At 38.7% G+C, this 14,582-nt stretch carries 12 protein-coding genes and 1 riboswitch; of the genes, 3 read left to right on the top strand and 9 right to left on the bottom strand.

Annotated features, from left to right (window positions below):
• Positions 1 to 241 precede the first annotated feature (241 nt).
• From GLW08_RS15715 to GLW08_RS15700, 4 genes are all read right to left on the bottom strand, one after another.
• Positions 242 to 1,252 carry a FecCD family ABC transporter permease gene (locus GLW08_RS15715; RefSeq protein WP_160849598.1) on the bottom strand — a complete coding sequence of 337 codons (1,011 nt, stop codon included), beginning with the start codon at positions 1,250 to 1,252 and terminating at the stop codon, positions 242 to 244.
• A complete protein-coding gene (locus tag GLW08_RS15710; RefSeq protein WP_160849597.1) occupies positions 1,249 to 2,256 on the bottom strand; it encodes a FecCD family ABC transporter permease in 1,008 nt (335 codons plus the stop codon). The genes GLW08_RS15715 and GLW08_RS15710 overlap by 4 nt, the downstream gene beginning before the upstream one ends.
• A 95-nt stretch (positions 2,257 to 2,351) precedes the next feature.
• On the bottom strand, positions 2,352 to 3,320 hold the full coding sequence (locus tag GLW08_RS15705; protein WP_160849596.1) for an iron-hydroxamate ABC transporter substrate-binding protein: 969 nt from the start codon (positions 3,318 to 3,320) through the stop codon (positions 2,352 to 2,354).
• Complete coding sequence (locus GLW08_RS15700) at positions 3,271 to 4,116, bottom strand: ABC transporter ATP-binding protein (protein WP_160849595.1); 846 nt, start codon at positions 4,114 to 4,116, stop codon at positions 3,271 to 3,273. Before GLW08_RS15700 ends, GLW08_RS15705 begins: the two co-directional genes overlap by 50 nt.
• A 156-nt stretch (positions 4,117 to 4,272) precedes the next feature.
• Between GLW08_RS15700 and GLW08_RS15695 the strand changes: the two genes are divergently transcribed.
• Both GLW08_RS15695 and GLW08_RS15690 read left to right on the top strand, forming a co-directional pair.
• Positions 4,273 to 5,322, top strand: a complete 1,050-nt coding sequence (locus GLW08_RS15695; protein WP_160849594.1) for an NAD(P)/FAD-dependent oxidoreductase — start codon at positions 4,273 to 4,275, stop codon at positions 5,320 to 5,322.
• Between the two features lie 64 nt (positions 5,323 to 5,386).
• Complete coding sequence (locus GLW08_RS15690; protein ID WP_160849593.1) at positions 5,387 to 5,773, top strand: hypothetical protein; 387 nt, start codon at positions 5,387 to 5,389, stop codon at positions 5,771 to 5,773.
• Between the two features lie 153 nt (positions 5,774 to 5,926).
• On the opposite strand, the gene GLW08_RS22450 is transcribed toward GLW08_RS15690, so the two are convergent.
• The 5 genes from GLW08_RS22450 to GLW08_RS15665 form a co-directional block, all read right to left on the bottom strand.
• Positions 5,927 to 6,199 (bottom strand): DUF4870 domain-containing protein, encoded by a 273-nt coding sequence (locus tag GLW08_RS22450; RefSeq protein WP_337194031.1) that lies wholly within the window; start codon positions 6,197 to 6,199, stop codon positions 5,927 to 5,929.
• A 112-nt stretch (positions 6,200 to 6,311) separates the two neighbouring features.
• Positions 6,312 to 7,790, bottom strand: coding sequence for a potassium/proton antiporter (locus GLW08_RS15680; RefSeq protein WP_160849591.1), 1,479 nt, complete (start codon positions 7,788 to 7,790; stop codon positions 6,312 to 6,314).
• Between the two features lie 927 nt (positions 7,791 to 8,717).
• The gene (locus GLW08_RS15675) at positions 8,718 to 9,674 is read right to left on the bottom strand and encodes a DUF2927 domain-containing protein (RefSeq protein WP_160849590.1); all 957 of its coding nucleotides are present in this window, start codon (positions 9,672 to 9,674) and stop codon (positions 8,718 to 8,720) included.
• A gap of 163 nt (positions 9,675 to 9,837) precedes the next feature.
• Positions 9,838 to 11,517: a DUF6583 family protein gene (locus tag GLW08_RS15670; protein WP_160849589.1), complete on the bottom strand. Its 1,680-nt coding sequence runs from the start codon at positions 11,515 to 11,517 to the stop codon at positions 9,838 to 9,840.
• A 316-nt stretch (positions 11,518 to 11,833) separates the two neighbouring features.
• Positions 11,834 to 12,493, bottom strand: coding sequence for a spore coat protein (locus GLW08_RS15665; RefSeq protein WP_160849588.1), 660 nt, complete (start codon positions 12,491 to 12,493; stop codon positions 11,834 to 11,836).
• Positions 12,494 to 12,682: 189 nt separating this feature from the next.
• Positions 12,683 to 12,784: riboswitch (purine riboswitch) on the top strand.
• A 128-nt stretch (positions 12,785 to 12,912) separates the two neighbouring features.
• Here GLW08_RS15665 and GLW08_RS15660 point away from each other — a divergent pair.
• Positions 12,913 to 14,214, top strand: a complete 1,302-nt coding sequence (locus GLW08_RS15660) for a solute carrier family 23 protein (protein WP_160849705.1) — start codon at positions 12,913 to 12,915, stop codon at positions 14,212 to 14,214.
• The last annotated feature ends 368 nt before the right edge of the window (positions 14,215 to 14,582 follow it).

The following is a 14,582-nucleotide window of genomic DNA, read 5'->3' as shown; positions in this document are numbered from 1 at the left end:
CCGAACACATTCATATCCTTCTTTATACTATACTCGTATCTTCTATAAACTTGTTTGTAAGTTTAATATATCGATTGAATTCTGTCAATTTTGAAATATTCGCTGGTACTGGCACTTTGTTTTAAGAGATACGCTTTGTGAACAACTTTTTCTTATATAAGATCAACTTCATAGCGATATATGAGTAACTCCCATCCCCCTTTCTTTAATGAGAGCACTCATCTCAATCGATCGAGAATTATTACGTTTTTCGTATCAATAAATAAATGAAATAAGGTGCACCAATTAAGGCAGCCATAATTCCAGCTGGCACTCCATCAGGCTCTAAAATATTACGACCAACCGTATCCGCTACCAACAATAACCATCCTCCTAAAAGAAGCGCTATCGGAAGATACAGTTGGTTTCTTGGTCCAATAAGACTCTTAGCGATATGAGGTGCCATTAATCCTATAAAGGCAATGCCACCGGTTACAGATACAGCAGCAGATGCTAATGCTACGGCAACCAATAGCATGGAAAATCGTTCCTTCTCTATTGAAAGTCCGACTCCAATCGATACAGAATCACTCATCCCTAATAAGTTCAATCGATTTGCTTTGTACAGTGTAAACGGAATTAGAATCACTAACCATGGCAAGATGGCCCAAATAAACGGCCAATCAGATCCCCAAATATTCCCTGCAAGCCAATTTGCGATAAAATCCACTTTCTCTCGTTCAGCAGACGAGATCAATACAACCATTAAACCTGAGAATGCCATCGAAAAGCCGACTCCTATTAAGATGAGCCTGATTGGTTGAAGTCCAACACTCTTTTTATAGGAAAATAGGTATATCAATGTTGCCGTGAGGAATGCACCTACAAAAGCTATGATTGGAAGCATATATACAAAAGAGCCTACATCGATTGGGAAAAATAAGAAGAAGACTGCAACCGCAACGCCTGCCCCTGTATTGATTCCAATAATGCCTGGATCAGCTAGATCATTACGTGTAATACCTTGTAAAATAGCACCCGAAAGCGCTAAGGCCATGCCAGCTAAGACCGTTATGATAATACGAGGCATACGAACAGAAAACACGACGAAGTTTTCCTTAAATGTTCCTTCTTGAAGAAAAATAGGAATCAACCGATCATAACCCACAGTAGAGTACCCCATGCCTAATCCAATCACAACAGTACCAGTAATTAATAGAAGCAGAGCCGTTATAATAAATCGTTGTTTTTTTATGATTACTGGATGTATCATGAGATAGTTTTCCCTCCCTTGTTAACAATGAATAAGAAGAAAGGTAATCCAATAATTGCTACAACAGATGCTACAGGCGTCTCATATGGTGCATTAATCGTTCGGCCTATCGTATCTGCTAATAACATAAAAGCGGAACCAAACAATGCCGACATTGGGATAATATACCGGTAGTCATTTCCAACAATTGGACGGACAATATGTGGAATCATTAACCCAATAAAGGCCATGTTTCCAACCAATGCAACTGCAGATCCGGCAAGGAGAATAATAATGATAAATAAGGTCAGCTTAACTCTGGTTGTCTTTTGACCTAATCCTACAGCTAACTCATCATTTAAACTTAAGACGGTCAGCTGTCTGGAAAGATAAATCGCCACAATTAGTCCCAAAACAATAACTGGTGTAATGGTTTGAACTTGATCCCAAGTCGTACCAATCAGACCTCCAGCAGTCCACATCGACACATCTTTCGCAATGTTAAAATATAATCCAATTCCTTCTGCAATAGCAGTTAATAAAGCCGAAACCGCTGCCCCTGCTAGAACAATTCGGAATGGTGAAAAACCACCTTTCTTTATAGATCCTATACCAAATACCATTACGGACCCTACCCCTGCTCCAATAAAGCATGCAATCATAATTCCGAAATAATTCACAGAAGGAAGCAAGGCCATAGTCAATGCTAGTGCAGCGTTCGCCCCAGCTGTTAATCCTAATAAGCCTGGATCAGCAAGAGGATTCCTTGTCATCCCTTGCATAATTGCTCCTGCCACAGCCAATGCCATCCCTACGACAATCGCAGCTACTTCACGTGGTAACCGAATCTCCTGAATGATGTTGGCACTTTCAGTTGAGGCGCTAGTTGTAATGGCAAGCCAAACTTGTCTCACACTAATATCCGCAGCACCTAATACCATCGCTACAAAAAAAGAGGCAACAAGCACGATAACTCCTAATATGAATTTGTAATAAAATGCAATAGAATTCTCATTTGAAATCATGTCACTCATCTTTTCTATTTATAATTTGAATCCTCTCTTATGTATCTGTAAATATGAACAGGCTGCCGAAACCATTCGACAGCCTTGTTAGTGTCTTACTTTTCACCAAGGAATGCTTCTTTAAAGAAGTCTAGTTGGTACTCTAGTGTGTTAGGATCATTAAAGTAGAAGGCTTTACTGTTTACTTCAAATACTTGATCATTTTTCACAGCAGGAATATTTTGATACGTTTCTGTTTCTTGGAATGAGTTATCTGTATCTTCATTCTTACTAACAATCATATAGTCTCCTGCATACTCAGGTAGTACTTCAGGAGAAATTGCATAATATCCTTGCTCTAGAGCCATTTCTTTTACTTTTTTAGGCATCTTAAGATTCATTTCTTGATATAGAATCTCTGTTCCGCGTCCCCAGTTATCACCGAACACATAGATTTGCTTATCGAATTTCTCAATAACAGATACGGTTGTATCTTCACCGATTTTCTCACGGATTTTATCGCCAGTAGCTTGAGCACGTTCTTTGAAATCTTCAACCCATTCTTTTGCTTGTTCTTCTTTGTTAACAAGCTTTGCAATCTCTATATGTTGCTGTAAGTAATCTACTTTCCCGTATGTAAAGGTAACAGTAGGAGCAATTTCTTTTAATTTATCAACATTTTTGGTATTAGATAAACCAATGATTAAATCTGGGTTTAACTCGATAATTTTCTCCAGGTTCTCTGCGGAAACTTCTTCAACACCCTTTAACTCTTCTTCCCAGCGAGGATTCATCTTTGACCAGGAATCGATTCCAACCAAGTTCACATCTAATGCCATTAGATTCCCTGCGAAGGATGATAGAACAACAACTCGCTCTGGGTTAGCTGGAACTTCGACTGGACCATTTTCAGATTCATAGGTGATTGTTTCTGAGGAATCACTGCTTTTTTCTTCGCTATTACTAGATTCCTCTTGGTTTTCTTTTTGATTATCATCTGAACTTGCACCTTCAGATGATTGACCTCCACATGCACTAAGAATGAGCACGAACAACAGTAGGAATGGAATGAATGCTTTTTTCATAAGTATCTTCTCCTTTTATTAAATCATATGTTATACACATTGGTTTATTGGTACGTGGATCTCGACCGATTTCAGCATCGATTTGAAAAACTTCTTTTAACACCTCTTTTTGTATGACTTCTTCACATGATCCCGCTTTTACGATTTTGCCATCTTTCAAAGCAATTATATGGTCAGCAAAACGCGCTGCCTGGTTTAAATCATGCAGAACCATTACAATCGTGCGTCCTTCATCTAGGTTCAACCTTTGCAGAAGCTCTAGAACTTCTAATTGGTGGGCCATATCCAGGTACGTTGTAGGTTCATCCAGAAAAATCATATCCGTTTCTTGAGCCAGTGACATGGCAATCCAAACACGCTGACGTTGTCCTCCAGAAAGAGCATCAACAGATTTATATTTGAATTCTTCTGTCCCAGTTACCTCAAGTGCCCAATTAATCACGTCTATATCTTTATTGCTCAACCTTCCAAATCCTTTTTGATAAGGAAAACGCCCGTAAGATACCAGCTCACCCACGGTTAAACCTGAAGCACTTTCCGGAGATTGGGGTAGAATCGCCATTTTCTTTGCAAGAGCCTTCGTATCTTCTCTTGTAATACTGTCTCCATCAAGAATCACTGATCCTGATTGGTGAGAAATGATACGCGTAATTGCTTTTAGTAGCGTTGACTTCCCGCATCCGTTCGCCCCGATGATGGTAGTGATTTTCTGATCAGGGATATGTAATGAAAGGTCTTCCACAACGGAACGTTCCCCGTACCCAATTTGTAAGCTTTCTGTGTATAGACGGACCATAGTGCAGCCTCCCTAGATTATTTTACGAACAATATTGATAATGATTCTCAATATCGGTTACAATGAATACTATAATTGCGTTCATAACGATTGTCAATATAATTTAGTTCAAAAGAATGATAGTCTTTCAAATGAAAATTGGGAGCGTGGAATTGTATGGAGGAAATGGAATGCTTTGATGTGACCATTATTGGCGGTGGACCTGCCGGGCTTTATTCAGCTTTTTATAGTGGTTTACGAGAAATGAAAACAAAAATCATCGAATATCAACCTCAATTAGGAGGAAAGATTCAAGTTTATCCTGAAAAAATGATTTGGGATGTAGGAGGTCTCATCCCTACAACGGGAGCTCAGCTTATGGAGCAGCTTGTTGAGCAAGCAATGACTTTTGACCCAGAGGTGGTCTTAAATGAGAAAATTGAATCCATCTCGAGACTTGAAGATGGCACGTTTATACTTAAGGCAGCTTCTGGTCAAGTTCACTATTCAAAAACCGTTATCGTAGCAGTAGGCAGTGGTATATTAAATCCACAAAAGCTGCCGATTGAAGGGGCAGAGCAATTTGAGGTAACCAATTTACACTATACCATCAAGTCACTTCAGCGTTTTAAAGATAAGACGGTCATTGTTTCTGGTGGTGGAAATTCAGCCATTGATTGGGCAAATGAATTAGAACCAGTTGCCAAAAAAGTGTACCTTACGTACCGAAAAGAACAACTGAAAGGACATGAAGCCCAAGTGACACAGTTGCTAAGTGGATCTGCTCAGTGCTTCTTCCAAACGTCCATTTCAAAACTACTCGCAAGTGATAGTCATGAATTTATTGAGGAAGTAGAATTAACCAATCATGAAACGGGAGAAACATTTCAAGTAGCAGTGGATGATGTGGTAATCAATCACGGATTTGATCGCGATGCAGCCCTTTTAGAAAATAGCCCTCTTAACCTTGAATTATCCAATAATTACTTTATCTCAGGAAATGCACGAAGCGAATCTTCTGTAGATGGGCTTTTTGCGGCGGGTGATATATTAACGCATGAGGGAAAATTGAATTTAATCGCCGGCGCATTCCAAGACGCGGCAAATGCAGTTAATCGTGCTAAACAATACATTGAACCAGAAGCAAATGAATCCGCTTTGGTGTCTTCCCATAATGATCGATTTAAGCAACGGAATAAGAAATTAGTAAGAGAAATGGTGAAGTAATAGGTGAAGTATTTGTTGAATATCTATACAAGGAAATAACATGCTGTCGCGGGGGGGCTTTAAAATGATTAATCCTTTTATTCCTGTTATCATATTTTCTCTGTTACTTGGGGTAGCTATCTATCAAATATTATTAGCCATAGGGTTTCCATTAGGCGCAGCAGCATGGGGTGGTTTGTACCGCACCTTACCAATGCCACTCCGTATTGCCAGTATATTTTCAGCCGTAATTCTCGTAAGTATGGGCATCGTCATACTCCAACACACTACCGTTATTGGACCATTCCTCCCGATTCCAATCCACTCTACTCTTTGGGTGTTTACTGCATTTTTAGGGTTGAATACGGTCGGAAATATAGCATCAAAGAGTAAAACAGAACGGCTCATCATGACTCCAGTATCTAGTATTCTTTTTTTGTTGTGCCTTTGGGTGTTACTCGGTTACCAATAAGAGCCTTTTCTTCTTTATATAAACCAATCAAATTTAATAAAGAAAGCTCAGAGCTAATCTGAGCTTTCTTTATATACAATAATACTTATTTTAAAAAGCGAATCGTCAAAGGAAACTTGTATTGTTTACCCATTAATACTTTCACTATAGCTGCTACCAGAAATATGAGTACAAAAAACCGTGTAGTAACAGAATACCTATTATTATAAACCCTGCACCTACACCAATAATCGCAAATAGAGGCGGTAAATCAATAGCAGAAACATCAAAAAAAGAGGAAAGTCCATTTATACCAAAAACGAAGATCATAAAACATAAGAAATATAGCTGATAGCTCAATTGAAAGTTAATATTTTCTTTGGCATGCTCATCGATTAATGGAGATTGATGACCTACTATCACCCGATAGACATATACAGCAAGGATGTTAAAGGGTGGTATTGGTTACATAGCGATTATATCAGGGAGAACAGTTAATACTTTTTGGTTGATTGGAATAGTGCATATCAAATTCCTTTTATATGGCATATTTAAGCTTTTAAGATGATTTCTTTGGTACAACTTTCTTTTTTGGCTTTGTTCCAATAAGTGCAGCTTTCACTTTTTCTCTGTTCTTCTTATGTACAAGCACATATAACGTATCATCGTTTGCGAGAATCGAATCTCCTTGTGGGGTAATGACACTCCCATCTCGGATGATACCTATGATTAATGTTTCGCTTGGTAACTGCAAATCCGTTAACGATATTCCAATAGCTGGTGAGCGCTCTGTCATGGCTACTTCCATGATTTCAGAATCTGTTTTTCCTAATGTAATTAACTCCATGCTTGGCATGACGTCATGATCTTCTTTTACGGTAAGACCTAATTTCGTCGCAAGCCACGATAATGTACTCCCCTGAATCAACGCTGATATTAACACAACGAAAAAGACAACGTTGAAAATGAGATCACTATTTTCAACACCAGCGACAATTGGATATGTTGCTAGAACGATTGGAACTGCACCTTTCAATCCTGCCCAAGAAACGAATAACTGCTCCTTAAAATTATATTTCATAAACATAGTCGAGATAAAAACAGCAATCGGACGTGCCACGAAAATCAAGATAATGGATAGTAAAATACCCTGCCAAAATATTTCAGGAAGTTGCTTAGGAAAAACAAGTAACCCAAGGAGGATAAACATAACAATTTGCATCATCCATGCAAATCCTTCATTAAACCTTAGAATGGAAAAGCGATACAAAAGATCATTATTCCCAACAAAAACTGCCATCACATAAACTGCAAGCAATCCACTTCCGCCAATAGCGCCAGCAATCGCATAGGTAACGATAGCACATCCTATCGCCAATACAGGATACAAGCCCGAAGCATCCAGTTTTATGTGATTAATTAGCAGAACAGTAATTTTTCCAAGTACCAGGCCAATGACCAATCCAACTCCCATTTGAACAAAAAATGTACCTAATGTAGACCAAATAGAAGTTTCAGGAACTTGAATCATTTCAATTAAGGAAACAGTTAAAAAAACTGCCATTGGGTCATTTGATCCTGATTCTGCTTCCAACGTTGAGACTAGTCTCCGTTTGATATCTTTTTTGCCAAGAACGGCAAATACAGCAGCAGCATCTGTTGAACCAACAATAGCGCCAAACAGCATCCCTTCCAATAATGAGAAATCCAGAATATAAATAGCCGCTGCACCTGTTACCACAGTCGTAATAAATACACCAAGAGTAGCCAATATACCTGCAGAACCAATTATGGGGCGAATATGATGCCATTTGGTTTGTGTACCACCCTCAAATAAGATGATAATTAAAGCAATTATTCCAATTAGTTGTGAGAGTTCTACATTTTCAAAGTAAACGAAGTTGTTAAAAGACATTCCTACTAAAAGGAATAAAACAAGAGAAGGTAACCCTAGGCGAGAAGAGAATTTCGTTGCAACTACGCCAATAATTAACATCGATGAAAACAAGAATATCAGTGTATGTACAGATAAATCCAAGTGAATACAATCCTTCCAAAAACATGCTCTATTTTCTATTTATTATGATAACCCTCATACCCCAAAAAACAAAACCTGATGCTTTTTTGTTCATAGAGTTTATATGAACAATTAGAGCTTACTTATTCAGTATAAGAGGCATAATCTTGAAGACTGGAAGTTGAGATAATTTTGGTGATCGCACAGAAAGAGCGATGTACCCGTAGATTTAGTTAGAATAAAGGTGGCCTCTGGAACAACTCGCGTCCTGCCGGCGAGCTGGCAAGCTACCTTCGGGGAAAACACCCTCAGGGGATCTTGCCTACCTCTTTCTCCGGCGGGAGTCTCCTTGTTCCACGGCCACCTTTGCTAGTATTGGGAGCAACGGAAACATAGCGAACTTAGAGAGGTTGAGATATTTGAATATCTTCTGACGGTCTACACCCTAGTAAGTTCTAGTATAACAATTGGTTCATAACAAAAAATTCTGTGGCAAGAAAGCTAATGAACATTTAGTTCGCTGTTTGTAAAAAATAAAGTTTTATTTGTCCATAAGATTCACCCAAAGAGGGTTTTCACTAAAAATAAGAGCTTATATGTCCTTTTGGGAGACATACAACATTTGGCCGCTGTTCCGATAGCCATTACCCGGCTGGGGGTGAAGGGGAACTACGAGACTCCCGCGGGAGAAAGAGGTTGGTGAGACCCCGGAGGGAGCAAAGCGACTGAGAAGGCTCACCAGCTCGCCCGCAGGAAAGCGAGTTGCTTCACCGTAACCCCCTTCCACGTTTCAAGTATCGGACCCATCACCTTTTGAATATATCTCGAATCCAAGTCTTCAAGATAAGGGGCTATTGTGGAACAATAACGTAATTTTAGTATCAGTCCCAACACAAACGCCTGGGCAGATCCTTTATGATCAAAGGAATCGCCCAGGCGTTTGAACTACTACATGTTATTGAATACTTCTATCGCCTTGCTCGGTTTCATGCCAGGTTGAATTTCATATTCATATAGCATCTTAATCAATGTTTCATCTAAATCCATAAAGGCATCAACGTAGGTGTACTTTTGAAAAAACATACTATCTGGATAACTATAAGAATCGTTTACGAGACCTAATGACTGTGTCAATTCTTCCCGAATTAAGTGAGTACGCCCTTTTTGTGTAGTTTTATCTGTTGCAATAAGAATCTTAGCCCTATTAATCACATACCCATCTTTCCACCAGTACTTAAATAACCCCCAGTTCCCTTCTTTTGGATTAGAAACATATTTATCAAATTCTTCTAATGGTACAAAGTAAATTGTAATATTTGCATTCTCATCCTGTTGTGTGAGGGTAATACTATCCTGTGCTTGATTGATGTCATTCATTGTATTTTCTAAAGCCTTTGAATCTTCTGTGGTAGGGGAACCTATTACTGTGATCTTGGGATTTGATTTCCATTTTCGAATGGGAAAATCTCCTTCACTCCATTCAGAACCAAAGGCAATCTCTTGAAAATATTCTATTGCTTGATCAGAATATTTTCCCTTATGTACTTTAAACGTCAAGGTTTCTTTTTCCCTAAGATTTTCACCATTTTCAGCTTTAACCTTAGTATTAATATGAAGGGTATAGGTGCTTCCATTTTCATATGGTGAAGAAGTAGATGGTTCCACTTTTACACTCTTACCTTCATTAGTTAGATAGAGGCGAATATTAGATTTAGAGATTTTGTTCCCATTTGGTGCTATTACATAAATATTGTTGTGATTAATGGTGTTTTTATCCATCGGGGTATTAAACGTAATGGTCCAGGTTTTATCTTTTGGAACAGAACGCTTTTCTGCGTGAACATGGCTTTGTGTAGACAATATTGTAATCAGTAATACCGCCACCAATAGCATGACCTTTTTCATCGATAATCCCCCCCTTTTGTAAAACTACATACCTATATTTTAGCATTTTTTGTCGATGATTGCGTGAGGAAAATGGATTTTTTACCATTTTTTAACACAACCACCTAATAAAAACCTGGTAGATAGGAAATCTACCAGGTTGCGAACCTATTACATTTATTTACTATATTTGTTCATCAAATAGAGTATTCGCGAAAACGGACTTAAACACATCAGCGTAACGCTTCATGTTTCGCTGAACCTTTTTACCGATTTCATCCATTTCCTCATCAGACGCATTTGTCATATCTACTGCATTCTCACCTTCTGTTACTTCAGGGAAAGTCAACTCATCTGTGAAATGCACATCTTGTTGTACATCAAACGTTAGGCTACCATTCATATCACCAGTTTGTGGTGTTGTCATCGCTAAGTCCAAACCAAATTCCATGTCCTGACTATAGCTATCAGCAGACTCTTTGTTTAATGTAGTGTTCACATGGCCACTAATATCAGGAATCATTTGTCCCTGAAGTGCTTCCCCTTTTAAGATAACGTCGAATGCAACATTTGAACTCTTTTCGGTGTATTCTGAAGTCAAATCAAGACCAACGTTCAGATTAGATTGAGTTTCTGGCGCATCTACTTTTAGGCGGAATGTGTTATCTACGTTCAGGCCGTTGCTCACTTCTTCCCCGTCTTCTGTATAGCTCAGCACAACATCTGTATTTGCAGCTTCAGAAGAAATAGAAATGTCACCTGATGCTTGATAGTCATCGCCATTTTCCTTATAGTTCCCTACCATTTCAATAGAAACAGTTTGGTTTGTTTCAGGATTTAGGATGCTAAATGTAATCTCTTCGTGAGCAACCAAGTTGTCCTTGATGTACGCTTCAATATTGATACCATTTTGAAGTTGAAGTTTATCAACATTTTCGATTGCCTTGTTAAGATCAGCCATCATCATTTCTTCTTGACCTTCAGTAGGAACACCTTGCATTTCCATTTGTGTCATAACCGTATCCCAGATACGCTCATCATCTTTCAACTCTTCTAATAAGCTCTTAATCATCTCTTGAGCATTTTCTTCATCAATTTGTAACGAGACCTTTTTATACGATTCACCTTCAAAAGAAGCATTTTCTTCTAGAGAAAAGTCAGCTTCTTTCACTTGTTCCTCTAAAATAGCAAGGTAATCTTGTCCAATTTGCTTTAATTCATCCATTGTAAATGTAGACTGATTATATTCTACAACGTTTGGAATTTTTGTCATTTCAGGTGAGGTAGTAACCATTTGGCCGTCAGGAGTTGCTGGCATTTCTGCATTAGCACCTGACATTTTCATTAAGTTACCAAAATCATCATTATCTACTGTGAAATACTTGTTATATAGATTAGTAATTTTCACGGAAGTCTTCTCTTCATTCTGATAGAAAGAACCTTGTCCAATTCTGTAACGATCTAAGTAAAGGTCCATGTCTGCAAACATTTCATTTGTACTTGGGTCTAATTTGGAAGACGTTTCTATCTTTGCTTTTGATAAAGCTTTTTCATACATAGACAATTTAGGTACCATTTGATGAATCATATCACTGTTCACATCTAGGCCTGCTTGAATAGTAGAATTAGATTCATAGGCTTCTTCAAGTAAACGATCTTGTAATTCATAAGAGGTTTCCGTGTAAGGTTTATACCTTTCCCACTGCACCTCATTCGTGTTTTTCTGTGCGTCTAAATAAAGGGACATTGGGTCTTCTTCTGCGGATGCATATGTAGCTGTAGCTCCAAATCCACTTAAAGCTATTACTGCTACTGTCGCGGATACACTTGCCTTCTTCAGGTTTTGAAATGCTTTTCTTTTCAATTTTTCCATCCTCTCTTTATTTTGGTAAAAAATTCTTTCAACAGAACTCTACGGAACAGTCTACTATAAGTTTCAGTTTTTTTACCAAAAATATGAAAATGATGTACCTTTATGTATCTCCATCCCTAATGTAGGGCAACTTATTTCCCATTAGACTCAGGTCTAACTTTCCACTATCCTTGTGTTTTATAATAGAACCAACATCTATTTAGCTGAAATAAAACATTTTTTTACTTCACCAATTACCTTCTGTAACTACATACAATAACCGTACGAGATTCTAATTACGAATCTCGTACGGTTGTATAATACAACTTTAATGGGTCATTTTATTTTGCGGCATTTGTGCCTGACCTTGTGTTTTTGCAAAACCATTCACCATGGCTGTCATATCCTGTTGAGCGAGTTGTGGAACTTGGTAGTACTGATGCTTATTTTGGTATAAGAAAATCTCATAAGCCATTTCAATATAATTTGGCACGCTATCAGCTAACACACGACGTACAACTGGATTTGTTGCTTCCACAGCAGTCATTGTTAACAGGGAAGCAGTTGATTTAATAAGACCTAACATATGACCTGATATGCCTTGATCTTTTATATCAGCTAACGAACGATTTGGTTTTTTTGGTTGTGTTGGTTTCACACCGAATACCACTTCATTACTCTGTTGCATTTTATATTGCTGTGTTGGCACCTGAGGATCTGCCCCTGTCGAGAACGCATCTACAACCGTATTATATTGCTGCTCGATAAAATTGTACTGGCGATCAAGTATGTTTGTTAATTCTTGATCCTGTACATACTGGCGAAACATCATATACTGGTCTAATACATTGATTACAGAAGCTAGTACTTCATGCAAATCAAAAACTTCATGACCACCATGAATCATGTTTTGAGGCATTCCTTGCGCAGCTCCTCCTACATTCGGTTGCTGAGCTTGCCCAGGTTGCTGTGGTTGTTGATTGTTCATTTCATTTCCTCCTAATTAAGCAAAGTCATCTTTATTATGAGTACTTATTATTGAAATATGTACATAACTTCCATTACAGAAAATTCTGCTTATATATTATTCGCATGCATTGTATTGACGTTGGTCTTGTACACTGCTAAAGTTTCAAAAGTGGCGTCATTAAACGCCTTATGATCTTTACAACACTATACTTCACTTCACTACATTCCTTGTATAAGTTTGAGAATAGGGCTCAAACGTATCTACTAAGCTACCGTAAATAGCTTGGCTACAAGGGATATTGTTTATTCGTTACACCATGAAATAAACGAATCCCTTTGTAGACCTGTAGCTTCGGTAAGCAATTGCTTTTCCGAGGCTTTTTTGTATTAATTGACATTAATTATTTTGCAAAGGGAGGTTTTATCATGATGAAACGAATAGCTCAGTATTTTCAGTTTAATGAGAGGCAAACCAATTTCAAACAGGAAACCATTGCAGGAATGACGACATTCCTTGCTTTAGCATATATTTTAGTTGTCAATCCAGCTGTACTTGGCGAGGCTGGAATGGATAAAGGAGCTGTATTCACAGCCACTGCACTAACGATCTTATTTGGCACATTGATGATTGGACTTTATGCAAATTATCCAATCGGAATCGCACCAAGTATGGGGTTAAATGCGTTTTTTACTTATGGTGTTGTGCAATCGCTAGGTGTGGAATGGCAAGTAGCACTAACTGGCGTATTCATCGCAGCGATTTTATTCATGATCTTAAGCTTATTGAAAATCCGCGAAAAAATTATTAATGCCATCCCTCAAGACTTAAAACATGCTGTAGCTGGAGGTATTGGCTTTTTCATTGCCTTTATTGGCTTAAAAAATGCTGGCCTAGTGACCAGTAGTCAATCTACATTTGTCCAACTAGGTAACCTTACAACTCCGACTACATTACTTGCTATTTTTGCTTTTATTATTACGATTATCATGCTTGTAATGGGTTGGAGAGGTGCCATTTTTTATGGTATTATCCTCGCTACCATTACCGGGGTATTATTGGGCGTTATTGATAAACCTAATCAAATTATTGGAAAAGTCCCAAGCCTCGAACCAACTTTCTTAGTAGCACTACAACCAGAAAACTTGGCACAAGCACTATCACCTCAAGTGCTTCCTGTCATTTTCACGTTTTTATTTGTAGCATTTTTTGATACAGCTGGTACCTTAATTGCCATCGCTTCTCAAGCCGGCCTTATACGAAACAATGAAGTGCCTAATGCAGGGCGTGCCTTGTTATCAGATAGTACAGCCTCTACAGTAGGCGCATTACTTGGCACTTCGACAACAGCATCTATGATTGAATCCTCTGCTGGTATAGGTGCAGGCGGGAGAACAGGATTCACCTCTGTTGTAATGAGCGCTTTTTTTGCGTTAGCTATTTTCTTTGAACCTGTGCTATCCATCGTTCCAACCAGTGTGACAGCACCAGCCTTAATCATTGTCGGGGCAATGATGGCTACCGAAGTAAAACAAATTGATTGGGATCGTCTAGATGTTGCGATTCCAGCCTTTATCACCATTATCATGATGCCTCTCACATTCAGTGTAGCTACAGGCATCGCATTAGGATTCATCTTATATCCGATTACATTCCTATCCGCAAAACGAGGAAAAGATATCCACCCAATGATGTATGTGCTGTTTGTCCTATTTATCGTTTACTTCTGGGTAAGTCCTTAATAATAAAAGCGCAAGCGCCCGGGAGCTGGCATGGGCAGGTCGCCCCTATTTTTCAAATGTCGCTCCTGTTTTCCAATTCTCGCTCCTATATCGAAAAAGTCGATCCTATTCTGAAAATCTCACTCCAAAATTCCAAAAGCGCTCGAAAGCGTCCGGTTAGCGACGTATGGGCTTCTAGAGGAGGTTCGATTAAGACCGCTTCATCACGCAGCAACATCGAACCAACCTACCTCGTGTAATCCGACAAGAAACACGGGGCGATAGCGATCCGATGTTGACTTATCGACCGGAGGCGAGGGAAGCACACTAGTCGCTGGGCGCTGGAGCTAGCATAAATGCACCACTCATATACTACTTTCTGTACGAAC

The sequence above is a fragment of the Pontibacillus yanchengensis genome (assembly GCF_009856295.1).
Lineage (GTDB): Bacteria > Bacillota > Bacilli > Bacillales > BH030062 > Pontibacillus > Pontibacillus yanchengensis_A.
This window is presented reverse-complemented; position numbering and strand designations above follow the sequence as displayed.

Bases quoted from the DNA above. Each gene is read 5' to 3' on its own strand.
- GLW08_RS15715 (WP_160849598.1), bottom strand. From the start codon at position 1,252: ATGATACATCCAGTAATCATAAAAAAACAACGATTTATTATAACGGCT.
- GLW08_RS15710 (WP_160849597.1), bottom strand. From the start codon at position 2,256: ATGATTTCAAATGAGAATTCTATTGCATTTTATTACAAATTCATATTA.
- GLW08_RS15705 (WP_160849596.1), bottom strand. From the start codon at position 3,320: ATGAAAAAAGCATTCATTCCATTCCTACTGTTGTTCGTGCTCATTCTT.
- GLW08_RS15700 (WP_160849595.1), bottom strand. From the start codon at position 4,116: ATGGTCCGTCTATACACAGAAAGCTTACAAATTGGGTACGGGGAACGT.
- GLW08_RS15695 (WP_160849594.1), top strand. From the start codon at position 4,273: ATGGAGGAAATGGAATGCTTTGATGTGACCATTATTGGCGGTGGACCT.
- GLW08_RS15690 (WP_160849593.1), top strand. From the start codon at position 5,387: ATGATTAATCCTTTTATTCCTGTTATCATATTTTCTCTGTTACTTGGG.
- GLW08_RS15675 (WP_160849590.1), bottom strand. From the start codon at position 9,674: ATGAAAAAGGTCATGCTATTGGTGGCGGTATTACTGATTACAATATTG.
- GLW08_RS15665 (WP_160849588.1), bottom strand. From the start codon at position 12,493: ATGAACAATCAACAACCACAGCAACCTGGGCAAGCTCAGCAACCGAAT.